The 24,302-nt window shown below is 60.4% G+C and carries 20 protein-coding genes; 15 read left to right on the top strand and 5 right to left on the bottom strand.

All coding sequences use genetic code 11. The features are described from left to right. The first annotated feature begins 13 nt into the window (after positions 1-13). The 7 genes from ACUN9V_RS01470 (at position 14) to ACUN9V_RS01440 (ending at position 8,949) form a co-directional block, all read left to right on the top strand. Positions 14-262 (top strand): acyl carrier protein, encoded by a 249-nt coding sequence (locus ACUN9V_RS01470; RefSeq protein ID WP_445510085.1) that lies wholly within the window; start codon positions 14-16, stop codon positions 260-262. Next, complete coding sequence (gene spt / locus ACUN9V_RS01465; protein ID WP_445510084.1) at positions 262-1,461, top strand: serine palmitoyltransferase; 1,200 nt, start codon at positions 262-264, stop codon at positions 1,459-1,461. The genes ACUN9V_RS01470 and spt overlap by 1 nt, the downstream gene beginning before the upstream one ends. A gap of 36 nt (positions 1,462-1,497) precedes the next feature. Then, entirely contained in the window at positions 1,498-3,210 is a 1,713-nt protein-coding gene (locus ACUN9V_RS01460) for an ABC transporter ATP-binding protein (RefSeq protein WP_445510083.1), read from the top strand. 9 nt (positions 3,211-3,219) lie between these two features. After that, positions 3,220-4,458, top strand: coding sequence for a glycosyltransferase (locus ACUN9V_RS01455; RefSeq protein ID WP_445510082.1), 1,239 nt, complete (start codon positions 3,220-3,222; stop codon positions 4,456-4,458). 498 nt (positions 4,459-4,956) lie between these two features. Continuing rightward, a complete protein-coding gene (locus ACUN9V_RS01450; protein WP_445510081.1) occupies positions 4,957-7,155 on the top strand; it encodes an ELM1/GtrOC1 family putative glycosyltransferase in 2,199 nt (732 codons plus the stop codon). Then, complete coding sequence (locus ACUN9V_RS01445; RefSeq protein ID WP_445510080.1) at positions 7,152-8,153, top strand: glycosyltransferase family 2 protein; 1,002 nt, start codon at positions 7,152-7,154, stop codon at positions 8,151-8,153. Before ACUN9V_RS01450 ends, ACUN9V_RS01445 begins: the two co-directional genes overlap by 4 nt. 79 nt (positions 8,154-8,232) lie before the next feature. After that, positions 8,233-8,949 (top strand): hypothetical protein, encoded by a 717-nt coding sequence (locus tag ACUN9V_RS01440; RefSeq protein WP_445510079.1) that lies wholly within the window; start codon positions 8,233-8,235, stop codon positions 8,947-8,949. Positions 8,950-8,959: 10 nt separating this feature from the next. Here ACUN9V_RS01440 and ACUN9V_RS01435 read toward each other — a convergent pair whose 3' ends face one another. The 3 genes from ACUN9V_RS01435 to lptF all read right to left on the bottom strand — a co-directional run bounded on the left by ACUN9V_RS01435 (position 8,960) and on the right by lptF (position 12,420). Then, positions 8,960-9,955, bottom strand: coding sequence for a hypothetical protein (locus ACUN9V_RS01435; RefSeq protein ID WP_445510078.1), 996 nt, complete (start codon positions 9,953-9,955; stop codon positions 8,960-8,962). A gap of 327 nt (positions 9,956-10,282) precedes the next feature. Next, the gene (gene lptG / locus ACUN9V_RS01430) at positions 10,283-11,344 is read right to left on the bottom strand and encodes an LPS export ABC transporter permease LptG (RefSeq protein ID WP_445510357.1); all 1,062 of its coding nucleotides are present in this window, start codon (positions 11,342-11,344) and stop codon (positions 10,283-10,285) included. Beyond that, positions 11,341-12,420: an LPS export ABC transporter permease LptF gene (gene lptF / locus ACUN9V_RS01425; RefSeq protein ID WP_445510077.1), complete on the bottom strand. Its 1,080-nt coding sequence runs from the start codon at positions 12,418-12,420 to the stop codon at positions 11,341-11,343. The genes lptG and lptF overlap by 4 nt, the downstream gene beginning before the upstream one ends. A gap of 204 nt (positions 12,421-12,624) precedes the next feature. Between lptF and ACUN9V_RS01420 the strand changes: the two genes are divergently transcribed. From ACUN9V_RS01420 to ACUN9V_RS01385, 8 genes are all read left to right on the top strand, one after another. Continuing rightward, positions 12,625-14,142 carry a leucyl aminopeptidase gene (locus ACUN9V_RS01420; protein WP_445510076.1) on the top strand — a complete coding sequence of 506 codons (1,518 nt, stop codon included), beginning with the start codon at positions 12,625-12,627 and terminating at the stop codon, positions 14,140-14,142. 189 nt (positions 14,143-14,331) lie between these two features. Beyond that, on the top strand, positions 14,332-15,432 hold the full coding sequence (locus ACUN9V_RS01415) for a branched-chain amino acid aminotransferase (RefSeq protein WP_075562685.1): 1,101 nt from the start codon (positions 14,332-14,334) through the stop codon (positions 15,430-15,432). Positions 15,433-15,533: 101 nt separating this feature from the next. Further along, the gene (locus tag ACUN9V_RS01410; protein WP_445510075.1) at positions 15,534-15,932 is read left to right on the top strand and encodes a VOC family protein; all 399 of its coding nucleotides are present in this window, start codon (positions 15,534-15,536) and stop codon (positions 15,930-15,932) included. Positions 15,933-15,985: 53 nt separating this feature from the next. Then, positions 15,986-16,726 (top strand): SDR family oxidoreductase, encoded by a 741-nt coding sequence (locus ACUN9V_RS01405; RefSeq protein ID WP_445510074.1) that lies wholly within the window; start codon positions 15,986-15,988, stop codon positions 16,724-16,726. A 446-nt stretch (positions 16,727-17,172) separates the two neighbouring features. After that, complete coding sequence (locus ACUN9V_RS01400) at positions 17,173-17,598, top strand: DNA polymerase III subunit chi (protein ID WP_445510073.1); 426 nt, start codon at positions 17,173-17,175, stop codon at positions 17,596-17,598. A gap of 151 nt (positions 17,599-17,749) precedes the next feature. Then, on the top strand, positions 17,750-20,596 hold the full coding sequence (locus ACUN9V_RS01395) for a valine--tRNA ligase (protein ID WP_445510072.1): 2,847 nt from the start codon (positions 17,750-17,752) through the stop codon (positions 20,594-20,596). A 230-nt stretch (positions 20,597-20,826) separates the two neighbouring features. Beyond that, positions 20,827-21,534, top strand: coding sequence for a phosphatase PAP2 family protein (locus ACUN9V_RS01390; protein ID WP_445510071.1), 708 nt, complete (start codon positions 20,827-20,829; stop codon positions 21,532-21,534). A gap of 135 nt (positions 21,535-21,669) precedes the next feature. Next, positions 21,670-22,221: a hypothetical protein gene (locus ACUN9V_RS01385; RefSeq protein ID WP_445510070.1), complete on the top strand. Its 552-nt coding sequence runs from the start codon at positions 21,670-21,672 to the stop codon at positions 22,219-22,221. A 151-nt stretch (positions 22,222-22,372) separates the two neighbouring features. Here the strand turns inward: ACUN9V_RS01385 and ACUN9V_RS01380 are convergent, their stop codons facing one another. Continuing rightward, positions 22,373-23,041 carry a GntR family transcriptional regulator gene (locus ACUN9V_RS01380; RefSeq protein WP_445510069.1) on the bottom strand — a complete coding sequence of 223 codons (669 nt, stop codon included), beginning with the start codon at positions 23,039-23,041 and terminating at the stop codon, positions 22,373-22,375. 63 nt (positions 23,042-23,104) lie between these two features. Next, positions 23,105-24,292 (bottom strand): alpha-hydroxy acid oxidase, encoded by a 1,188-nt coding sequence (locus tag ACUN9V_RS01375; RefSeq protein WP_445510068.1) that lies wholly within the window; start codon positions 24,290-24,292, stop codon positions 23,105-23,107. Positions 24,293-24,302 lie beyond the last annotated feature (10 nt).

Below are 24,302 nucleotides of genomic sequence, written 5' to 3'. Positions count from 1 at the left end.
GGGTAGAGCACGCATGACCCAACACAAACAGATTCTCGCGCGGTTGATGGTACATCTCGAACGCCTGGCGCCGCCGGACAGCAATCTTCACCCCGACATCGATCTGGTTAGCGAGTTGGGGCTCGACTCGGTCAAGGTAATGGACCTCATGCTGGATGCCGAAGACGAATTCAATATCTCCGTTCCCCTGAACGTCCTCGCCGATATCCGCACACCTAACCAGTTGGCCCAGGCGATCAACAAACTGCTCGAGAGCCGATGATGTCTCTGTTCGATAAATTCCAGTCCCTCAGCGATGCGCGCCACGCCTTGATCCAGACGGAACCCAGCCCGATTGGCACACGCATCGACGAAATCCTGTCGTCCACCGAAGGGCGCGTAGATGGCAGGTCGGTGATCCTCGCCGGCACCAATAACTATCTGGGGCTGACTTTCGATCGTGACTGCATCGCGGCGGCACACGACGCTCTCGATCGCGAAGGCACCGGCACCACCGGGTCGCGCATGGCCAATGGTAGCTACGCCAGCCATACCCGCCTCGAGGAAGAACTGGCACATTTCTTCGCGCGCCCTTCCGCAGTCGTGTTCTCCACGGGTTACGTGGCCAATCTCGGCCTGATCGGCACCCTGGCCGGTGCCGACGACGTCATCGTGCTCGATGCCGATTGTCACGCCAGCATCTACGATGCGTGTCGTCTCACTGGCGCCGACATCATTCGCTTTCGTCACAACGACGCCAGTGATCTCGAGAAACGCTTGCGGCGTCTAGGCGAGCGCACCACCAATGCCCTAATTGTGGTGGAAGGCATCTACAGCATGCTGGGGGACCAGGCACCGCTGCGCGAGATCGCTGCCGTCAAGCGTCGGCATGGGGGTTATCTGCTGGTCGACGAAGCCCATTCGCTGGGGGTGCTTGGCACCCACGGCCGCGGCCTGGCCGAAGCCGAGGGCGTCGAGGCCGATGTCGACTTCGTGGTCGGCACTTTCAGCAAGAGTTTGGGCGCCATTGGTGGTTTCGCCACCAGTCATCACCCGCAACTCGACATGATCCGCTACGCCAGCCGTCCCTATATCTTCACCGCCTCATCCTCCCCGGCGACGATCGCATCGGTACGCACTGCCTTGCAGATCGTCCATTCGCGAGGCGAACTCCGCCAGCGTCTATGGGCCAATGCCGAGCGTCTGTATCTTGGCCTGTCACGGCTCGGTTTCGAGCTCGGGCCAGAGCCTGGGCCGGTCGTCGCCACCCTGCTGGGGTCGCCCCAACAGGGTGTCGCCTTCTGGCACGGGCTGCTCGATCATGGCGTCTATGTCAATCTGGTCTTACCACCCGCCACGCCAGGCGGCCGGGCGCTGTTGCGCATCAGCGTCAGCGCAGCCCATGAGTCGACTCAGATCGATCAAATTATCGCCGCCTTCGCCGCCTTGAAACCCACGCTCGACCATCACGAGCAAGAGTGAGCACCGGCGGTCGTCGAGACCGCCCACGGATCGCATATGCGTCTGCTTTTTGCATTCTTTCGCCTCTATCCTCAACGCACCGTCATCATGTTGATCTGCCTGCTATTTGCGGGCATCGCCGAAGGGATCGGTCTGACCACGGTATTGCCGCTGCTATCGGTGGCGCTGGGGCAGAACGAGCACCCTAACGCTTTCTCGCAAAAGGTGCTTGGCGTCATGGAGGCCATTGGGCTGCCGACCACCGTCGGCGTAATCCTGGCGATCATCGTCATCGGCATGACGGTCAAGAGCGCACTGGTTCTGCTCGCCAACCGCCAGGTCGGCTATACCGTCGCCCGGGTCGCCACCGATCTGCGTCTCGAACTGATCCATTCGCTGCTGGCCAGCCGCTGGGAGCATTACCTGCGCCAACCCACCGGCGGCATGGCCAACTCGGTGGCCACCGAGGCCACTCGTGCCGCCACCGGCTACGAACACTGTGCCAACGTCATTTCACTGTTCATCCAGGTGGTCGTCTATGCCATCGTCGCACTGATGATCGGCTGGCAGGCGACCATGGTCTCGCTGGTGCTTGGCGTGCTGATGTCGGTCATGTTGTATCGGCTGGTACGCGCCTCCAAGCGCGCCGGCAAGAAACAGACCCGGTTGATGCGTGAACTGCTGTCACGCCTGACCGATACGCTAGGCTCGGTCAAACCGCTCAAGGCGATGGCGCGCTACGATGTCGCCGATGCGCTGCTGCGGCGCCAGACCCACAAGCTCAATCGCGCCATGGAGCGTCAGGTGTTGGCCCGCGAGGGGATGAAGGCCATCCAGGAGCCGATCCTGACGCTGTTCGTGGCCGTTGGCCTCTATCTTGCCCTGGTCGTGTGGGGGCTTTCGCTGCCGTCGGTGATGGTGATGGTGTTTCTGCTGGCGCGCGTGGTGATGCAACTCAATCAACTGCAGCGGCGCTACCAGCAGATGCAGACTCAGGAGAGCGCCTACTGGGCGCTGAAGGATGCGGTCCAGGCGGCACGTGATAACGCCGAGCCGGTCAGCGGCGACCTGCACCCGACCCTCGAGCGTGAGATTACCTTCGAGAAGGTCCGTTTCCACTATGGCGACCAAGCGATACTGAACGCGACCGACCTGACCATCCCGGCGCGCTCGTTCACGACCTTGATCGGCCCCTCCGGCGCCGGCAAGACCACCCTGCTCGATATCCTCTGCATGCTGCTCGAGCCCAGCGCCGGCCAGGTGCGGATCGACGGTGTGCCGATCGAGCGGATCGATCGGCTCGCCTGGCGCCGCCTGATCGGCTATGTGCCGCAGGAAACGCTGCTGCTGCATGACAGCGTGCTCGCCAACGTGACGCTAGGCGATCCCACGCTGACCGAGGCGGACGCCGAACGCGCCCTGTGTCAGGCCGATGCCTGGGCATTCGTCAGCCAGATGCCAGAGGGGATTCATGGCTCGGTCGGCGAGCGCGGTTCACGACTGTCGGGCGGTCAGCGTCAGCGTATCGTCATTGCCCGCGCCCTGGCCCACCGCCCCAAGCTGCTGATTCTCGATGAAGCAACCAGCGCTCTCGACATGGAAGCGGAAGCGACAATCAGCAAGACCCTGCAGAGCCTCAAGAGCGAACTCACCATCTTTGCCGTCTCGCATCAGCCAGCGTTGATGCACGCTGCCGATCGGGTCTATCGCCTCGAACGGGGACAGCTGGAACAGGTCAAAGACAGCGGCCTTTTACATCAACCTGCCTGAGCCCTAACCGTGAGCGTGAAATCAAAAATCGCCTTGTTACTGCCTTCGCTAGTGGCTGGCGGAGTCGGCCGTTCGATACTGCATCTGGCCGGTGAGTTCATAAAGCGTGGCCATGATGTCGACCTGGTGCTGTGTCGCCATGAAGGGGCCTATGTCAATGCCGTACCGAAAGGTGTCCGTATCGTGACGCTGGCTCCGAGCAATCCATGGGTTGTGCGCTGGCAATTAATGCGATTTTTTCCAAAGGGGCTGTCTAGCCTGGCATACCCGGCCCTGTTGTCACGCAAGCCTGCCCCCGTCCAACGCTATTTGCCCGATCTGGTGCATTATCTCGTCACGACTCGTCCGGATGCGCTTCTGGCAGCCAAGACGCACACCAACCTGCTGGCAATCTGGGCAAAACAACTGGCAGGTGTCTCGACACGTATCATCGTGAGCGAACGTACTCAGCTATCGGTGACCATTGCCAATACGAAAAAATGGCGCTGGCGATATGTGGCGCCGCTGATCGCGCACAGCTATCCGTATGCTGACCGCATCGTTGCCGTTTCCAATGGCGTTGCCGATGATTTAGTCATCACTACTGGACTGGCGCGACAGACTGTCCAGACGATATACAACCCAACCGTCACACCACAGATAGCGAAACTGGCCACGGAATTGCCTTCACACCCGTGGCTTTCCGCTCCGGCCACAAGTCCAGTCATTGTTGCAGCCGGGCGTCTTGTTACGCAGAAAAACTTTAAATTATTGCTGCGCGCTTTCGCTCTATTACGCACCCAGTACCCAGCACGCCTGATCATATTAGGAGAGGGGGACGACAGAGCAGCTTTGGAAGCACTGGGTGATGAGCTTGGAATCAGCGAAGACATTTCCCTGCCTGGCTTCGTTGACAATCCCTATGCCTACTTTGCCCGTGCAGCATTGTTCGTACTGTCGTCCAATTATGAGGGCCTGCCCGGAGTGCTGATTCAGGCGCTTGCCTGTGGCTGCCCCGTCGTTTCAACCGACTGTCCCAGCGGTCCGGATGAAATACTTGCCAACGGTAAATATGGTTGCCTGTCCCCTGTCGGCAACGTAGATGCGCTGGCCAATGCCATGCGAGATACGCTTTCGGCTCCCCTGCCGTCTCACTTGTTGATACAGCATGCCAATATGTTCAGCCTAAAACGCAGCGCCAATGAATTTCTCGAGATTTTGTTGCCCGATCGTCTGTCGACTCACGGTGATCTTGCCCACCAACGGTGAACAACTCGTTAAAACAGTACACTGCGGAGAGACGATGCGTCGGCGAGTGTTCGGATATCTCGAGTCGGACGACAACCGGCTGCGCCGGCACAGTTCCCTCGGGGTGATCAGTCCGGAGGCCTTCGAGGCCCGAATGATCGCTCAAGCCGGTGTCCACCAACGCTGGGCAAGATCAGTTTCTTTAACCTACCGTGGTGTAGCATGGCAATAAATCGTTTAGGCGCGCCTAGTGAAGGGGATTATCCGGTGACCAGCAATGCTTCATCTCTCGACGAAGAAATTTTATCTATCGCCGCTCGGCCGATTCGGGTCGAACGCGCCGACACTTCGCACCAGCCCCACTGCGTAGTATTGCCAGCGTTGACTTCCGAACCGTCACCGCGCCCCCCTGTATGCATTTTCTTGGGCACCGAGAAAGCCCAAGTAAGAGCCCAGCGCATATTTTTTTATTCGATCGAGCGCGTACGCGATCCCGCCCGGGAGTATCGCATCTATCTGATGAAGGACATCGTCGGCTTCGATCAATCCAAATGGCGAACCGGCTTCACCAACTACCGTTTCGCGATTCCCGATTTCGCCGGTCGTGAGGGCCGCGCCATCTATAACGATGTTGACCAGATCTATTTTACCGATCCCGCCGAACTGTTCGATCTGCCCATGGACGACCATGGCTATCTCGCCATTTCTGCCAAGGACACCTCGGTCATGGTGATGGATTGCGCCCGCATGGCGCAGTGGTGGAACCTCGAGCAAGCCAGACATGCCGACAAGAAGGCGCTGACCAACACGCCAGCGGAACAGCCCGGCCTGTGGGGCGAACTCGACGGTCACTGGAACGCACGCGACGAAGAATATGAGCATGGTCGGACTCATGTGCTGCACTACACGGCGCTGCACCAGCAGCCCTGGCAGCCAACACCGCGCGTTTATTCCTATCACCCCAATGCATTGGGAGACCTGTGGCACAGACTGGAGCAGGAGGCGGATACTCTCAACTACGGGCCATTTTCGCGTCACTCGCCCAGCCCCTGGTTCGAGCAGTCGTTGCATACGCTCGGAACACTTGGTGACGCCAATGAAGCGCTGAGCAGCAGCCCCCGAGCCGCCCTGCTGGCGAGCGAGTGCAACACCTCCTCGCTGCTATGGTGCCGGCCCGCTCGGCAGATCACAGCATCATCGCCGCTGAGCATCGAGGCCAGCCAGACCTGGCACCCCGAACGTGACGCCCCGGACGACAGCATCTTTGACGGCGTTGCAGTGACGGGTGTGTTCGAACATCTTCCCGCCGAAGACGTTCATTGGTTTGGGGAGGAAGTGGCTCAGCGCGCGCGACGTTTACTTTATATCGGTCTTCAGCTCCCTGATCCCCGGCGCGTCGATGATCTACCCTTCTACCGCACCCACTGGTGGCGCGAGCAGCTGCGGCGGATCAGCCGCGCTCATCCCGATCTCGTCTGGCATCTCGATATTCAGCGGGAAGGCATCAGCGAGCTGGAGTGTTCTCAATCGGGACTGACCGGCGCACGCGGGGGGAATGGCCGAGAGCCGCGAGTATGGCAATTGCTGGGCAAGCATCAAGGCGACAATGCCCAACTACAGTTGCTCGCGCAGCGTCTGGGCTGGCCGAGCGAGGAGAAAAGACTGAGCTTTAAACAGGTCACGCGGAAGCCTTCACTATTCGATAAGCCCTCGCTTGCCAATGTCGATCAGGCGCGTTCCGATCGTCTCCAGCCACCCTGGCCTGACCTGATCCTGAGCACCGGCTGGCGCAGTGTCAATGCCGCACGCTGGATCAAGCAGCAGTCGGGAGGCCGTACACAGTTGATCGTTCTGGGCCGGCCGCGTTCACCACTGAACTGGTTTGATCTGGTCATTACCACACCCCAGTATGGCTTGCCGGCCCGAGACAATATTGTCCACAACATTCTGCCGCTCAATACACCGGATCCTGCAGCGCTTGAGCAGGCCGCCGCGCATTGGCAAGGTAGCTTCGATGGTCTTCCCCGACCACATATCGGCGTGCTGATCGGCGGTGCGACAACGACACAGCACTTCGATGATGCGACCGCCCGTGCGATGGCCGAAGCTGCCTGTCGTCTGGCTAGAGCCCGCGGTGGTTCGCTGATGATCACTACCAGCCCACGTACCACACCTTGCGCAGCAGACGCTTTTTTTGCCAGCATCAATGTACCCTGCCATCGCTACGCCTGGCACAGCGACAACGGCGCCACCAACCCCTACCGTGCCTATCTGGCCCTGTGTGATGAATTCATCGTTTCCGGTGACAGCGTATCGATGCAGGCCGAAGCCATTCGTACCGGGAAACCAGTGCATGCTTTCACGCTCGACATGTCGACAAAGTCATGGCATCGCTTGGGACAACGACTGGAAGCGTTCATGCATGGGCGCACGCAGGCGACTGGCAATCGCGGCACTCATCGCCAGCAGGACTGGAAAGGCCGACTTTATGACCGCGCCTTCTGCCTGGGGCTGGTATCCGCAACGCGCAACGTCGAGCGCCTGCACAATGTACTCGCCATGCGCAATTTAGTTGAGGATGCCCGCAATGTATCGAGCGAGACACCGAACACTACCGCGCCACGCTGTCAGCGCATCGCAGTCTCCGATGAAGTGAGTGCCACGGTAGAGAAAATTCGCGAGCGGGCCGGCGAGCATTACTGGCAGGAGCGCCGATGAGCACGCCGCGCGTAACGGTCTTTATTCCGGTCCATAACCGCCAACGCTACATCACAACGGCCGTCGACAGCATACTGACGCAGACGTTCGAGGATTTCGAACTGTTGATTGTCGATGACGGTTCGACCGATGAGACGCTTGAGGTATTGTCAAGCTATCGAGATCCGCGTTTACGCGTGGAAAGCAATTCACGCAACCTGGGTATTCCAGCCACCCGCAATCGCGGGCTGGAACTGGCCCGAGGCGAATATATCGCCCTGCTCGACAGTGATGACATCGCCTGGCCGAATCGGCTTGCCCGCCAGGTCGAGACCTTGGACCGTCATCCGGAGCTGGTGCAGATCGGCAGCGCCTGCGATTTCATGGACGGAGAGGGACAGCGTCTCAAGCGCGTGCGGCGCCAGCCATTAGCTGCCGATGATGTGGCCGCCAGTCTAGCGTTCTACTGCGCGCTGACCAACCGTACGATCATGGCGCGCACCGCTATTCTCCGCGAGCAGCGCTACAGTGAGGATTTTCCGCGCTGCCAGGACTACGAATTGCATCAACGGCTGTCGCGAACGCAGCGGATGGCCAATCTCGGTGATATTCTCGTGTGTGGACGTGAACACGACGGCCGCTTCACTAAGCAGACCGACACGCTGGGGCGCGACCGCAAACGGGCGATCTGTCGCCGTGCGTTAGATGAGATAGGCATATCACCGAGCGTAGAAGACCTTGAGCGACATTATGCGCTGGCGCGACCAAAGCGCCTCGGCGCGGCGCTGAACGACGAATATCTCGACTGGGCCGAACAGTGGCTGGTCCAGCTCGATGTCGCCAATCGCCTTAGCCAGCGTTACGTTCCCGAAGCGCTGATACGGATCATGACCGAGCGCTGGGCAGAGCTTTGCTGGCATGCGCGCTGTCACATCGGGGCAGGTGCCTATCTGCGCCTGATGCGCTCACCGCTGACCCGACGCTTACCCGCGACTCTGTTGCGACGCCTGAGAGCCTGATGTCGTACAGGCACTCCCATCAATGGCCCGCCAGAAGGCAGACCTGATCATCAGTGATTATTGAAGGAAGGAACACGTTATGCGCTATCTAGATTTCGACGCGCTGGAGCGCATGGATGCCCAAGCGTTCCAGCAGCAGCAACCCTACCCATGGGCCAATCCGGCCGGTCTGCTGACCGACGAAGGATATGCGGCATTGCGTGGCAGTCTGCCCGCTGCCGAGCACTTCCAGGAAGTGTTCGGCAAGGCGCGCCGTTACGGTCAGCAACCCCACGACCGCCTGGCGCTGGAATATTCACCGGATCTTGAGCTTTCGCCCTCCTGGCAAGCCTTCATGCAGGAGCTGCAAGGCCCGCACTATCGGCAGTTCATGGCACGCATGCTCGGCACCGATGCCTTCAGCCTGCGCTTTCACTGGCACTATACGCCAGCCAGTTGCTCGGTTTCGCCACACTGTGACGCTCGCGAAAAAGTGGGATCGCACATTTTCTACTTCAATGACGAAGATGACTGGCAGGCCGAATGGGGTGGGCAAACCGTTGTGCTCGACGACAATGGCCGTTTCGACAGTAAAAGCGCACCGGCGTTCGAGGATTTCGATAGCGCTACCGAATCCCATGCGATGGGCAACTACAGCTTTCTGTTTACCCGGCGAGGCAATTCCTGGCACGGCGTACGCGAGATCAGCTGCCCGCCGGGACGCTATCGCAAAGTTTTTATCGTAATCATCAACGAACGCCGACCATTCAAGCGATTGACCAATAAATTCAAGGGGCTGCTGACGGGTGCGGCATGACCCCATTCCTTCAGCGCGTCTTGGTCATCATTTCATCGATGGAGGCAGTCAGCTGCCGTTCCTGAATACTGTCGACGCCGGGCGCACGAGTGGCAAGCGTCGACAGACGGCGGCGCTGTGGCAGTTCATGTAGTTGCTTCTCGATGGCGTCCAGTTTGAGATGTTCAGGCGCGCGCCTTAGCAGACGACGCCTTGAGAATGGCTTTTTGGTCGAATGACGCACTAGCAGCGGCAACAACCGTTCGGCGATGGCGAAATCGGCTTCGGCGCCCACAAGCCCGTGCAGCAGCTTGAGGGCGCTACCCTCAAGCTGCGATGACGGCGAGTTACGTTTGCCGTTGAACTCATGCAGAAACACCCCGAGGTGCAGTGCGGCCGAAAGGGAGGGGTTGGCCAGCAGGCTCATCTGCCCGCAGTCGATTGCCCGTAGGGGTACCTGCGGACCGGGTGAAACCATGACATTGCCGGGATGAAGATCGAGATGCGTGATGCCGGCATCACGCAGAGACACAAGCAGGTCGAAAAGTTGTAACAGCAACATTCCACGCCGTATTGCATCATTTTCATGCAACCTCCAGGCAGCATCGAACGGCTGCCAATCCACCAGATATTCCTGCAGCAGTACCTGCTGAACAGGCAGACCACGACGGAAATACTCACCGAAAGTAAAAGTTCTGACACCGTGAGCAGTCTGCTCGTTCAAGGTCAGGTTGTATAACAGTTCCGCCGTGCCATGGCTGTACCCTACCAAGGGGTTGCTCCGACCTAGCAGTGCGCCTAAGCGCTTGCGCGGTAGCAGTGCCATCTGCTTGGCAAAATACTGCGGTGATTCTGGTGAGGTCGTCGGCGCGATACGATAGAAGCGACGCGATTTCACCGCTTTCTCACGGAGTAGCGTAATATCGGACGAGTCACCGGTACGGAAGTAATGATCGATCGTCCGGGCAGGTAGTGCTGCACGCCCATCGGCAAGCCACCAGCGCCATCCCGAATTGGAAAATGTCATTGGCCCCTCGAACCGAGCGGATAAGCAGCGTGGCCTTAACCATCGCATGTCTTTTCTCCCTGCAAAGAATGCATCTCTTGGCTTTTCTTACTTGCGAACGCCGTTTTTTAATATTTCCTTAATATAACGCACGGGACATTAGCAGGCACGCCGAAATGTCAATTTCGTGTGTCGTATGAATTTCAAGCGACAGACAGAAAGCCCAGCGAAGTCAGCATGCAAAGTGACTATCGCCGGATAAATACCAAGGGGAATATCAGAGGAAATACCGGAAAGCCTGACGGTCGCCATGCAGGAACGCCAGGCAGTCGCCTGGCGTTCCTGGGCTTACCCTGCCCTCCTGAGCAGCACGAAGCCCAAGGCAAAGCAGGCCAGAGTTGGCGTCAGAATCGCCCAAATCGGCGAGAAACCGAAGATCGTCGCTGCCGGCGCCAGCAAGTCCTGTATATATTTAAATGACAGCCCGACAATCGTGCCGTAGAACACCCGCGTGCCGGCCGCCACGGTCCTGAGCGGCCCGAACACGAACGAGGCCGCCACCAGCACCAATGAAGCGAGCATCAGCGGCAGCAGCAGCTTCTGCCAGAAATAAAGCCAGGAGTCGGTGGCCGCCAGCCCCTGATCGCCGAGGTAATGCGCATAGCGCCACAGATCGCCCATCGATTGGCTATCCGGGTTGGTGATGATCAGGCGCAGCAACTCAGGGTCAAGAGACGTGTCCCACGGTTCGCTCTTGTGAGTTTCGGCCACCGTGCGATTCGCCTCGAAACGCGTGGTGCGCACGTTCTTGAGCTGCCACTGATCGCCGTTGAGAACTGCGCGATCGGCGTGGGTGGCCGAGATCAGCCGGACCCCGTCGTAGCGATAACGGGTGATATCGATCAGGGTATTGTCGGTGCGGATCGAGCCGAAGCGATAGAAGCTGTCGCCTTCGCGCTGCCAGCCGCCGCCGCGATCGGCAACACCCTCCCCCTGTTTGAGCTCGGCGCGCCAAGACTTGGCGTACTGCTCGGTCAACGGCGCCGCATATTCACCAACCGCCATGGTGATCACGATCACGATCACCAGCGGCTTTATTACGCCCCAGATGATGCGACTCAAAGAGTATCCGGCGGCGCGCATCACGGTCAGCTCGTTGCTTGAGGCCATCGCCCCCAGGCCGATCAACGCGCCGATCAGTACGCTGACCGGGGCATATTGATAAAAGCGCCATGGCAAGCGCATCGCTGTATAGAGAAACACCTGCAGGGCGCCGTAGCTGCCTTTGACATCGCCGAGATCAGTGATGTAGTTGATCACCAGATCGAGCCCGAGCAGTAGTACCTGCACGACCAGCATCGCCATCAGCACGTTGCGGGCGATATAGCGGTCTAAACGATCGAACATCAGCTACGTCCCCTTAGTGCACCGCCACGGCTGATCAACCAAACGCCGATCAGCAGAAAAAACCCGTGAATTGGCCACATGCCCACCGCCACCGGAAGACGCCCGCCGCTGATTGCATCCTGGGCCGCCAGCAGCAGACTCATGTAGCTGATATAAATAAAGATCGCTGGCAACAGCTTGGCGAAGCGGCCCTGGCGCGGGTTGGCGCGTGATAGCGGGAGCGCGATCAGGGTCAGGATAAGCACCATCAAGGGCAGACTGGACCGCCACTGCAGCGCCCCGAGGGCCTCCAGATCATCACTGGCAAGCAGCGCCGGCGTGGACAACAGTTCCACATCGTCGTATTGCGTCGTCGTAGCGGCCTCGGCGAGGCGGATGGCATAGGTCTCGAACTGCAAGCGATCACTCGCCGCATTGCCCGGTACGACGCTGTAACGGTAACCGTTATCGAGAACCAGATAACGGCTGCCGGTCTCAGGATCGTTGGCCTGGTAGCCGCTCTGGGCACGCGTAAGGGTTTCTCTGGGCGGGCCGTTGGCCTGTTCTTCCTGCTCGGCGATTAACAGGTTTTGCATGCCGCTGGCGTCGCCGCTGATCGATTCGGCGTATACGGTAAGATCACCAAGCTCCTGGAAACGCCCGGGCGTCAGCGTACTGAAATCGGCGTTCTGCTTTTGATCATCCAGCATGCTCTCATTGTGTACCAAGCCGGCCGGTGTCAACCACAGACTGCAGGCGCCCACCAGCACGGCCACGATTCCGGCCGGCCACAATGTCACATGCAACAATTTGCGCGGGCTGACGCCACACGCCATCAGTACGGTGATTTCGCTGTTGAGATAGAGCTGGCCGTAAGTGAGCATGATGGCCAGAAAGAATGCCAGCGGCAGCAGTAGCTGTATGGAGTTAGGCAACTGATACAGCATCAATGTGCCGAGAAGACGTGCGGGGAAGTCCCCTTGCGCCACATCGGTAAAGTAGTGAATAAAGCGGTTGCCCATGATCACCAACAGCAGCACGCCGGCAACGGCGGCCATGGTGATGAGTATCTCGCGTGTCAGATAACGAAAGATGATCAAAAGTGTCTCCCGAAATGGCTTCCCTGCCGGCCTGCGTCCATGTCAACGCAGGTGGCCAGTCCATGCAATGCGGCACTGCTTTGCGTAAACTGAGAAACACTAGCCGCCGGCAACGTGCCGGCATTATCCAGAATCCGCGCGCCCTTGTCTCGTCAGCGACAGGCATGTGACGCGAAGCCAGCTCAATCGTTCATTGGAGACGACATGGAATTTTCCGTACTGACCGTCAATCCGGCCAAGGTCGAAACAGCCTGCCTAGTCGTGCCGCTGTTTCAGGATGGCGACCTGCTGTCCGCCGCCGCCAAGCTGGATGACGCCAGCGAACGCTTGATCGCGCAACTCGTCGAACGCGGCGATTTCACCCCGGAGCTGGCCAATGTTCAGCTGATCCCGTTCGCGCCGGGTCTTGCCGCCGAGCGGCTGTTGCTGGTCGGTCTCGGCAAGCGCGAGACGTTCAACGAAGGCGCTCTGCGCAAATCGCTCGACGCCGCCTTTACCGCGCTGGCCAAGCTGCCGGTCGACAGCGCTGCCGTGGCCTTCGACGATGCCGAGGTCGAGGATCGCGATACCGCCTGGAAAGCGCAGATGACGCTGGAGTCGGCAACCCGCGCGGTCTATCGCTTTACCCAGTGCAAGTCGACCTCACCGGCCGCGCCCCAGCTCGACAGGATCGAACTGCTGGTGGGCGATGCCAATCAGGCGGACAACGCCAAGGCCGGTGCCCGCATCGGCGCCGCCCTGGGTGACGGTGTCAACCTCGCCCGCACCCTGGGCAACCTGCCCGGCAATATCTGCACGCCCACCTATCTCGCCAATCAGGCCGAGACGCTGGCCGCGGAATCCGCCGGCTCGCTGGAAGTCGAGATCCTCGACGAGGCCGAACTGGAAACGCTGGGCGCGCATTCGCTGCTGGCCGTGGGTCGTGGCAGCGCCGAGCCCTCCAAGCTGATCGTGATGAAGTATCAGGGCGCCGACGACGCCGAAGAATCGCCTCACGTTCTGGTCGGCAAGGGCATCACCTTCGACACCGGCGGCATTTCGCTCAAGGCGGGCGCCGGTATGGACGAGATGAAATTCGACATGTGCGGCGCCGCCAGCGTGTTCGGCACTATGAAGAGCCTCATCGCTCTGAAACCGAAGCTCAACGTGGTGGCGATCGTTGCCAGCGCCGAGAACATGCCTGACGGCCGCGCGATCAAGCCCGGCGACATCGTCACCACGCTCAAGGGGCTGACCGTCGAGATTCTCAATACCGATGCCGAAGGTCGCCTGGTGCTGTGTGACGCGCTGACCTATGCGGAGCGTTTCGATCCGGCCAGCGTCGTCGATATCGCCACCCTGACCGGCGCCTGCATGATCGCGCTGGGCGATCACGCCAGCGGGCTGTTTTCCAACGATGACGATCTGGCGCTGGATCTGCTCGAGGCCGGCGAAGCGTCCTGGGATCGCGCCTGGCACATGCCGCTGTGGGACGACTATCAGCAGCAGCTGGATTCCAACTTCGCCGACCTCGCCAATATCGGAGGGCGCCCGGCGGGCGCCATCACCGCCGCGTGCTTTCTGTCACGCTTCGCCGACAAGTACCCGTGGGCGCATCTCGATATCGCCGGCACTGGCTGGGATAGCGGCAAGCAGAAAGGCGCCAGCGGCCGCCCGGTAGGCCTGCTGACCCGTTACCTGCTGGACCGCGAAAGCGAGCTGGTGGTGACGCAGGAAGCCTGATCGGTACCGACAGTCTTCGCGGAGGGGGCCGAAGGATAAGCCCGGGCGCCCTCTTCGCAGCCAACGCTTTGCGTGCTAATTTAAATGATCCGCTGCCCGTCGCTGCGACGGGCGGCTCCCAACCGAAGTCACCGACCGCCTGTCGCCCCACGAGTCGCCAGGCATCATGGACTGTCAGGAGAAGTCGCAGTGTCCACTTCAGGTTTCGAAGCCCGCCTTTCCTCCAATCCGCTCGATGCCACTCTGCGCAACGAGATTCTTGCCAACCCGGGCTTCGGCCGCTACTTCACCGATCACATGGTACACGTGCGCTGGACCAAGACCGGTGGCTGGCAGCGCGGCGAGATTCGTCCCTACGGGCCGCTGCTGATCGACCCGGCATCGCCGGTGCTGCACTACGGTCAGGAGATCTTCGAAGGCATCAAGGCCTACCGCCATGCCGACGGCTCGGTCTGGACCTTCCGTCCCGAGAAGAACGCAGCCCGCTTCCGCGCTTCCGCCCGGCGTCTGGCCCTGCCGGAACTCGATGACGAGACCTTCCTGGGCTCGCTCAAGACCCTGGTCGCCCAGGACGCCGACTGGGTGCCGACGCCGCAGAACGAAGCCGAAGAGTGCAGCCTCTACCTGCGCCCGTTCATGATCGGTAACGGCAAGTCGCTGGGCGTCAAGCCGGCGGCCGAGGTCGACTACTATCTGATCGCCTCGCCGGCTGCGGCCTACTTCAAGGGCGGCGGCAAGCCGGTCTCGATCTGGCTGTCCCAGCACTATAACCGTGCTGCGCCCGGCGGCACCGGATTCGCCAAGTGCGGTGGCAACTACGCCGCGTCGCTACTGGCTCAGGCCGAGGCCGAAAGCCATGGCTGCGATCAGGTCGCGTTTCTCGATGCGGCGGAAAACAAGTGGATCGAAGAGCTGGGCGGCATGAACCTGTTCTTCGTCTACCGTGACGGGCGCCTGGTCACACCGGCGCTGACCGGGACCATTCTGGAAGGTGTCACCCGCGACTCCATTCTGGAGCTGGCCCGTGACGCTGGTCTGACGCCGGAAGAGCGGCCGATCAGTATCGACGAATGGCGAGATGGCGTGGCCAGCGGCGAAATCGTCGAAGTCTTCGCCTGCGGCACCGCCGCAGTCATTACCCAGATCGGCCAGCTGGTGACCGAGAACGATCGCATCGTGACGCCGCCGATCGAAGGCGAAGCGGTCAGCGCCAAGCTGCGCAAGCGCCTGCTGGATATCCAGTACGGCCGCAGCGAAGACACTCGCGGCTGGCTGATGCGACTGGCCTGATTCCGACCTACACTGAATGCCCGAGCGCCGGCTCGAGCGACAATGACCGCCTCTTGGGCGGTCATTGTGCTTGTAGCCTTCGCTTCACCAAGGAGAGACGCATGTTCAGCCACGTCATGATCGGAACCAACGATATCGCCCGCGCCAAGCGCTTCTACGACGCCGTTCTGGGCACGCTGGATATCGCTGAAGGCCAGCTTGGCGAACGCAAGGGGATCCAGCGAGTCTTCTACCGTCAGGACGGCAATGCCTTTGGCGTCACCGAACCGATCGACGGCCAGCCCGCCACGGTGGGCAACGGCAGCACCTTCGCCTTCCGCTGCTCCTCGGCCGAGCAGGCCCAGCGTTTTCACGATACCGCCGTCGCCCAAGGTGGCACCTCCGTCGAGGACGCGCCGGGCGTTCGCCACACTGCCATGGGCGACATGTTTCTCGCCTACGTGCGCGACCTCGACGGCCACAAGCTTTGCGCCGTTTACCGCATGGAGCGCGCCGACTGAGTCGGGCCTTGCTCACGGCCAACGACCAACCCCCATCTCCAGAGGAGAGCCAGATGAAACCCGTGATGATCATTACCGGTGCCGGACGCGGTATCGGCGCAGCAACGGCCATCATGGCCGCCCAGAAAGGCTACGCCGTGGCGGTCAACTATCGCAGTGACAAGGCCTCTGCCGACAAGGTGGTGGCCGAGATCGAAGCCGACGGCGGCCGCGCGATCGCAATTCAGGCCGACGTCGTCGACGAAGCGGCGATCGTCGCCATGTTCGAGACCGTCGACCGCGAGCTGGGAAGCGTCGATGTGCTGGTCAACAACGCCGGCATCGTCGACCAGATCAGCCGCGTCGACGAGATGAGCTTCGAGCGCGTCGACCGCATGATGAAGATCAACGTCGTCGGCCCGTTCATCTGTGCGCGTGAGGCGATCAAGCGCATGTCGACCAAGCACGGCGGCAAGGGCGGCGCCATCGTCAATATCGGCTCGGCGGCCTCTCACCTCGGCGGCTCGGGTGAATACGTCGACTACGCCGCCTCCAAGGGCGCCATCGATACCATGACCGAGGGGCTGTCGAAGGAAGTCGCCGGCGAGGGCATTCGCGTCAACACCATTCGCCCCGGCGTTATCCGCACCACCATTCACGCCAGCGGCGGCAACCCGGACAAGCCCGACGTGGCCGGCTCGGTGATTCCCATGGGTCGCATCGGCGAACCGGAGGAGATCGCCAACGGCATTCTGTGGCTGGCCGAGGCGGGGTTCACGACGGGAGCGCTGGTCGACATCGACGGCGGCGTCTAGTCCTCCATCGACTGGCTGCGCGTCGCCCAGGCAGCGTTGAATCCAGCTTCGCGATGCTCATTGAAGAACCCTCAACTGCGCTCGCTTAGCTGGATTCGCCTTGCCTGAGGCTAGCTCGCACAATCGCTCTGGCTCACTTGGAGCCAATCATCTCGCTCGACGCCGACTCAATGACGAGATGCTGAATTCAGCTTCGCGATGCGCACTGAAGAATCCTCAAATGCGCTCGCTTGGCTGGATTCGCCTTGCCTGAGGCTAGCTCTCACAATCGCTCGGGCCTCGAGGCTTAGGCCATCAAAAGCCGGATCAGGTAACATTGCTAACTCGCAACCTTGGCTCGTAGCTCGTAACTCGCAACCCTGGCTCGTAGCTCGTAGCTCGTAGCTCGTAGCTCGTAGCTCGTAGCTCGTAGCTCGTAGCTCGTAGCTCGTCATCAACGGAATGTCATGACCAAAGTCGATTTCTACATCCTGCCCGATACCACGCTGGAAGCCCGGCTCAATTTCGCCTGCCGTCTGGCGGAGACGATCTATCGCAAGGGCTATCAGCTGCATATCCATACCCAGGATGAGTCGATGGCGCGAGAGCTAGACGAGCTGCTGTGGACGTTCCGAGAGGACAGCTACGTCCCCCACCGGGTGGCGGGGGACGCCATGGACCCGGCGCCGCCGGTGACGATCGGCTGGGACGCCGTGCCCGAGCCCGGCGTGCAGGCGATGCTCAACCTGAACTACGAGATTCCCGAGTGGTTCTCCCGGCTGGAACGGGTGGCCGAGATCATCAACCAGCATCAGGACGTGCTGCGCACCAAGCGCGCCTGCTGGAAGACCTACAAGGATCGGGGATATCGCGTCGAGGCGCATAAGCTCTGATCAGCGCAATAACCGGACGGTTCGCCGCTCGGCGCAGACACACCGGCCTGACTCCGCGGCCATCGACAAGGTATAATCCCCGCCATTTTTCGCTACGCGGCATTTCGCCGTGCCGCGTGTCGTCGTCACCGATTCGAGCCCGATAGCCGCCATGGACAAGACCTACCAACCCGATCAGATCGAAACCCGCTGGTACGAACGCTGGGAAGCCGACAACCGTTTCGCCCCGAGCGGCGAAGGCGAGCCATTCTCGATCATGATCCCGCCGCCCAACGTGACCGGCAGCCTGCACATGGGCCACGCCTTCCAGGACACGATCATGGACACGCTGGTGCGCTGGAAGCGCATGCGCGGCAACAACACGCTATGGCAGGTCGGGACGGATCACGCCGGCATCGCCACCCAGATGCTGGTCGAGCGCAAGCTGGCAGCGGAGACCGGCCAGACCCGTCACGATCTGGGTCGCGAGGCGTTCACCGACAAGATCTGGGAGTGGAAGGAAGAGTCCGGCGGGCACATTACTCGCCAGCTGCGGCGCATGGGTGCCAGTGTCGACTGGAGCCGCGAGCGCTTTACCATGGACGACGGCTTCTACAAGGCGGTGCAGGAAGTCTTCGTGCGCCTGCATGACGAGGGCCTGATCTATCGCGGCAAGCGCCTGGTCAACTGGGACCCGACGCTGCATACCGCGATTTCCGATCTCGAAGTCGAGAACCGCGAGCAGCAGGGCCAGTTCTGGCACTTCCGCTACCCGCTGGCCGATGGCGCCAGGACCGCGGATGGCAAGGACTACCTGGTCGTTGCCACCACGCGCCCGGAAACGCTGCTCGGCGATACCGGCGTGGCGGTCAATCCGGAAGATCCGCGCTACGCCTCGCTGATCGGCAAGTTCATCGAGCTCCCGCTGGTCGGCCGTCGCATTCCGATCATCGCCGACGACCATGCCGATATGGAAAAAGGCTCGGGCTGCGTCAAGATCACCCCGGCCCACGACTTCAACGACTATGAAGTCGGCAAGCGTCACGATCACGCCCTGATCAACGTGTTCTCGCAGGATGCCGCCGTCCTCGAGCGTGCCGAGGTGTTCGACCTGCAGGGCCGCCCGCTGCCCGATGTCGACGCCACCCTGCCGGCGGCCTACGCCGGGCTGGATCGCTACGTTGCGCGTGAGCGGATCGTCGCCGACATGGACGCCGCCGGCCTGCTCGAGCAGATCGAGACGGTCACCAACACCCTGCCCTACGGCGATCGCTCCGGCGACGTGATCGAGCCGCTGCTGACCGACCAATGGTTCGTCGCCGTCGAAAAGCTGGCCAAGCCGGCGATCGAGGCCGTCGAAAACGGCGACATCGAGTTCGTGCCCAAGAACTACGAGAACATGTACTTTGCCTGGATGCGCGATCTGCAGGACTGGTGCATCTCGCGCCAGCTGTGGTGGGGGCATCGCATTCCGGCCTGGTACGACGCCGAGGGCAAGGTCTACGTCGCCCGCACCGAACAGGAAGCCCGCGACAAACACGAGATCGCGGCCGACGTGACGCTGACCCAGGACGACGACGTGCTCGACACCTGGTTCAGCTCGGGGCTGTGGACCTTCGGCACCCTGGGCTGGCCGGAAAAGACGCCTGAGCTCGAGACCTTCCACTCGACCAGCGTGCTGGTCACGGGTTTCGACATCATCTTCTTCTGGGTCGCACGGATGATCATGCTCACCGGCCACTTTACCGGCGAGGTGCCGTTCAAGACCGTCTACGTCCACGGCCTGGTGCGCGACGCCCAGGGTCAGAAGATGTCCAAGTCCAAGGGCAACGTGCTCGACCCCATCGACCTGATCGACGGCATCGACCTGGAAACGCTGGTCGCCAAACGGACCGGCAACATGATGCAGCCGCAGAAGGCCCGCGCGATCGAGAAAGCGACCCGTAGCGAGTTCCCCGACGGCATCGAATCCCATGGCACCGATGCGCTGCGCTACACCTTCCTGTCGCTGGCGACCACCGGGCGCGACGTCAAGTTCGACATGGGCCGACTCGACGGCTATCGCAACTTCTGCAACAAGCTGTGGAACGCCTCGCGCTACGTGCTGATGAACGCCGAAGACCAGGATGTCGGCCGCGCCGGCGAGAGCGTCGAGCTGTCATTGGCCGACCGCTGGATCATCTCGCGCCTGCAGCAGACCGAAGCCCAGGTCACCAAGGCGCTGGAAGAGTACCGCTTCGACCACGCCTCCCAGGCGCTCTACGACTTCGTCTGGAACGAGTACTGCGACTGGTATCTGGAGCTTTCCAAGCCGGTACTGTGGGACGAAAACGCCTCCGTCGAGGCCAAGCGCGGCACCCGCCGCACGCTGGTCCGCGTTCTCGAAGTCATCCTGCGTCTGGCTCACCCGATGATGCCGTTCATCAGTGAGGAGATCTGGCAGCGCGTCGCCCCGCTGGCCGGCACCCGGTCGAAGGATGACGACAGCCTGATGACGCAGCCGTGGCCGGAAGCGGATGCCTCACGTATCGACGAGCAGTCGATTCGCGACATCGAATGGCTCAAGGGCGTGATCGTCGCGGTGCGTAACATCCGCGCCGAAATGAACATCGCCCCCGGCAAGCCGCTGGACGCTCTGCTGACCAAGGGCAAGGCCGGCGACCGCGAGCGTCTCGAGGCCAACCGCCTGTTCCTTTCCAAACTGGCCAAGCTCGAGAGCGTGACCTGGCTCGACGATCCCGAGCAGGCACCGCTGTCGGCGACGCAACTGGTCGGCGACATGGAAGTGCTGGTGCCGATGGCCGACCTGATCGACAAGGACGCCGAGCTTGCGCGCCTCGCCAAGGAGATCGACAAGCAGGACAAGCTGATCACCGGCATCGAGAAGAAGCTCGGCAACGAAAGCTTTACCGCCAAGGCGCCGGAAGCCGTGGTCGAGAAGGAGCGCGGCAAGCTCAAGGAGTATCAGGCAGCACGCCAAGTGCTGGTCGAACAGCGCATCAAGATCGCCGCTCTATAAAGCAACTCGCTCAACACGACGGCTGACACTGTCGCTGCCACCGCGCCTCGAGCCCTCGACCATTCGTCGGGGGCTTTTTCGTTTCGAGCCAGGTTGGAAGGCAGTCAAACCGGTTGTGCCCATCGGCACGGCAGGCGGCACGACAGGCGATAAGTTTTAGAACACTGTTCCTTATGTGTATCTTAAATTATAATTCTCGCAGACGAATCCTCTTGCGAGAGACATGACTCATGAACATGCAGTGGAAACGCGTGCTGGGGCTCAATCTGACCGGGCTGGTCCTGCTCCTGAGTTGGGCGCTACCCCATGGGTTGCCCTGGACCGATCTGGACGATCGGATCTTCTGGACCTTCAACCACTGGATCACGCCGGAAAACGGTCTATGGGACGATCTGCTGGCGCTGCTCAATACTCGATTCTTCGACGCCGCCTCGTTCGGCGTCATGGGCGTGTTGTTCACCGTCGCCATGCGCCGAGACCCGCGGCCTGATCGATGGCGGCGCTGGCTCGGTATCGGTGTGACCATGCTGCTGACAGCCGGGATGATCGCAGTGGTGACCAATAAGGCGATTACCTACGGCCACCCCAGTCCGACGCGTTTCTTCGCACACGCGGCCCATCTGACCGACATCGTCTCGATTTCAACCAAGGACTCGGCATCGAACAGTTTTCCCGGCGATCACGGTTTGATGCTGATGATCTTTGCCGGCTTCATGCTGCGCTTCGCCGATCGGCGCACGGCGGGATGGAGCATCGCCTTCGTGCTGCTGTTGAGCGCCCCACGAATCATGGTCGGCGCGCACTGGTTCAGCGACGTCTATATGGGTGCGCTGAGCATCGCCCTGCTCGCCCTGCCGTGGATTCTGTGTACGCCGGTGGCGGGCGGCATGACGGCCCTCGTTCAGCGCTGGCTGGCGCGTCTGCCTCGGGCAAATTGAACACGAACACACGAAGCCGCCGATTCCGCTTCGCTGACGAGGATGACGCTCACGCCCAAGCCGCGTAGCACTGTCCAGTGACATCGCTTCTGGACTTCCTGATAATCTGGCGCGGTCTCAACGCCTGGAGAACACATGGATAACCGAGTCGAACTGCGCCTCAGCCTGGATGACGGCAGCGTCAACATTCCGTACAGCGCGGAAGACAGTGAGAACGGAGAAGCGTACCCGTATCAACGACTCGTGGATGATCCAAAGCAGATCGACGCGATACCGGAAGTCCGCGAGTTCCCCCGCATCCGTGACGCGCTCGCTCGAATCAATCAGCCTGGCAACCCTTTCGAAACTGCCAGGATGATGACCTGGCGCGATGACGAAGCCGGTTATTCAAGCGTGTGCGCGTTGGGATTTTTCTTCCAGGACAGAAACCTTTTCGCCGATCAGAGCCACTGCTACCGAGTCGCCGGCAACCTGCTCAGCGCGATGCTGGGCGATGAATTCATGAGCCAGCAGGCTTTCGCACCCATGCTCGAGATCCAGCGCGCGCACCTGACCACCGAGCAATGCTCGGGCTGGATCATGGATCTCTATCTCGCCGGGACCAGCGACAATGATCAGGTTTCAGCAGACGACGAGCTTCAGCGTAAAGTTTCATGGCTTGCTAATTTCCTGAACCAGCAAAGCTAGCCCGAGTGGCGATATCGCTCGGGCTTACGGCGTCTTCTCACGATACAAGACCTCAACTCGCATAAAACGAGCGCCTCATCATCCGGTCGCGGTGAGACCGAGTCCGAATTGGTGTTGGAGAAGCGCCAAGAAGTAGGCCAAACCGGCTTACTCAAGAGAGATACTCCGAGTAGCTTTCTGCCAACTTCTGAATATTCTGATCCATATACTGCAAATGGATTTTCATGGCATTTTCTGCGGCATCAGAATCACGCTTGGCAATCGCATCGATAATGCTAGAGTGCTCCTGGACGATAGCAGGAACGCGCTCTTCATTAAGAAACAGCATGCGAACTCGGTTGATGTGCAACTGAACGTGATAAATGATTTGCCATACTGATGGTCGCCCAGCAATATCGGCAATCTTTTGATGGAGTTCCTCATCGAGGATTTCGATCTTGTAATACTGTCCTTGTCGATATACCAGACGCTGATGCTCGAGATTATCGTATAAATCTCGAGCATCACGATCACTACATTGAGTGGCGGCATCTCGTATCAAGGCGCATTCCAATACCGAGCGAGTATAGTGAGCCGCCTTGACGACTTCGAGCCGGATAGGCGTCACGAAAGTGCCTCGTTGGGCGAAGATATCGACGAAGCCATCGTAGCGTAATCGCATCAAGGCTTCGCGAATTGGCGTGCGGCTAATGCCGAACTCTTCCGATAACGCCTTTTCGTGAATCCTTTCTCCGGGTTTCAGTACGGTGGTAATAATTTTGTCGCGTATATCGCTATAGGCACGATCACTCGACGACCGTTCCTGCACCCCTTTCATCATGCTTTTGGCTCCTCGCTCATACGGCCAATTACGCTCTGTTGCCGCTCATCCTACTCTTCCGCCTTATGCGGGGCGAACCGTTTGCGAAACGCACGAATCGCGAATCAGTGAACGGTCGAGCTCGCGAAGATTACTGCATCCCAGAAGACCAAGGGTTCGATCCATCTCCTGGTGCAGCAGGCCGAGCGCATGATCGACGCCCGCCTGACCTCCTGCCCCAAGCCCGTAGAGCGTCGTGCGGCCTAGCAGTACGGCGTCGGCCCCCAGAAGCACCGCCTTGAGGATATCGCTGCCGCGCCTGAAGCCGCCGTCCAGCATGACGGCAAAGTCGTTTCCGACGGCCGCCCTCACTTCCGGGAGAATTTCCATCGGCGAGACCGAACTGTCCAGCTGGCGCCCGCCGTGATTGGACAACACCACGCCATCGATGCCGTACTCCACCGCCATCCGGGCCTCTTCCACCGACAGAATGCCCTTGAGCAACAGGTTTCCGGACCAGTTTTCCCGCAGCCAGCGAATATCCTCCCAGTTCAACGAGGGCATCAGATGCTTGCCTATCTCGGCGGCAGCGCCCTGCACGGACGAATCCCCGGGCGGCAAGAGATCTCCCAGATTCTTGAAGGTCGGTACGCCGTGGGGATAAAGCACATCCTTCATCCAGCGGGGCCTACTGAGCACATGGAGCTTATTGCGCCAATTGAGTACGAAGGGGCGCGCGTAATTACGCGTATCCCACTCACGATTCCCGTAAATGGCGCTGTCCGTCGTCACGACGATGGTGTCGTACCCCGAGGCACGGCAGCGATTTACCAGCTTCTCCACATAGTCACGGTCGCGATAGAAATAGATTTGAAACCACGGCCAACCGCCGGAAATCTTCGCGATCTCCTCCAGGGGTTCGGTCGAGGCGTTGCTTAGCGTAAATGGAATACCTCGATGGGCTGCAGCGCGGGCCAACTTGGCATCTCCGTCCCGAGTGACCATGCCATTGAACCCCGTCGGGCCGATTACGACCGGCATGTTCATCCGGTGGCCCAACAGGTCTCGGCTCAAATCCCGCTGACTGACATTGGTCAGAGTCTTGGGCGTAAATCTGAATCGATCGAATACGGCACGGTTGTTCATCAGGCTGACTTCGTCGTCGGAGCCACCCTGAATGTATTCATAGACGAAGTTCGGAAGTCTTCGGCGTGCGATTTCGGCAAGCTCCGCGATGCTCAGTGCGTGGTCGTAACGCTGTCTACGGGGCATGGATCTTTTC

It is taken from the genome of Salinicola sp. V024 (assembly GCF_052645315.1).
This window is presented reverse-complemented; position numbering and strand designations above follow the sequence as displayed.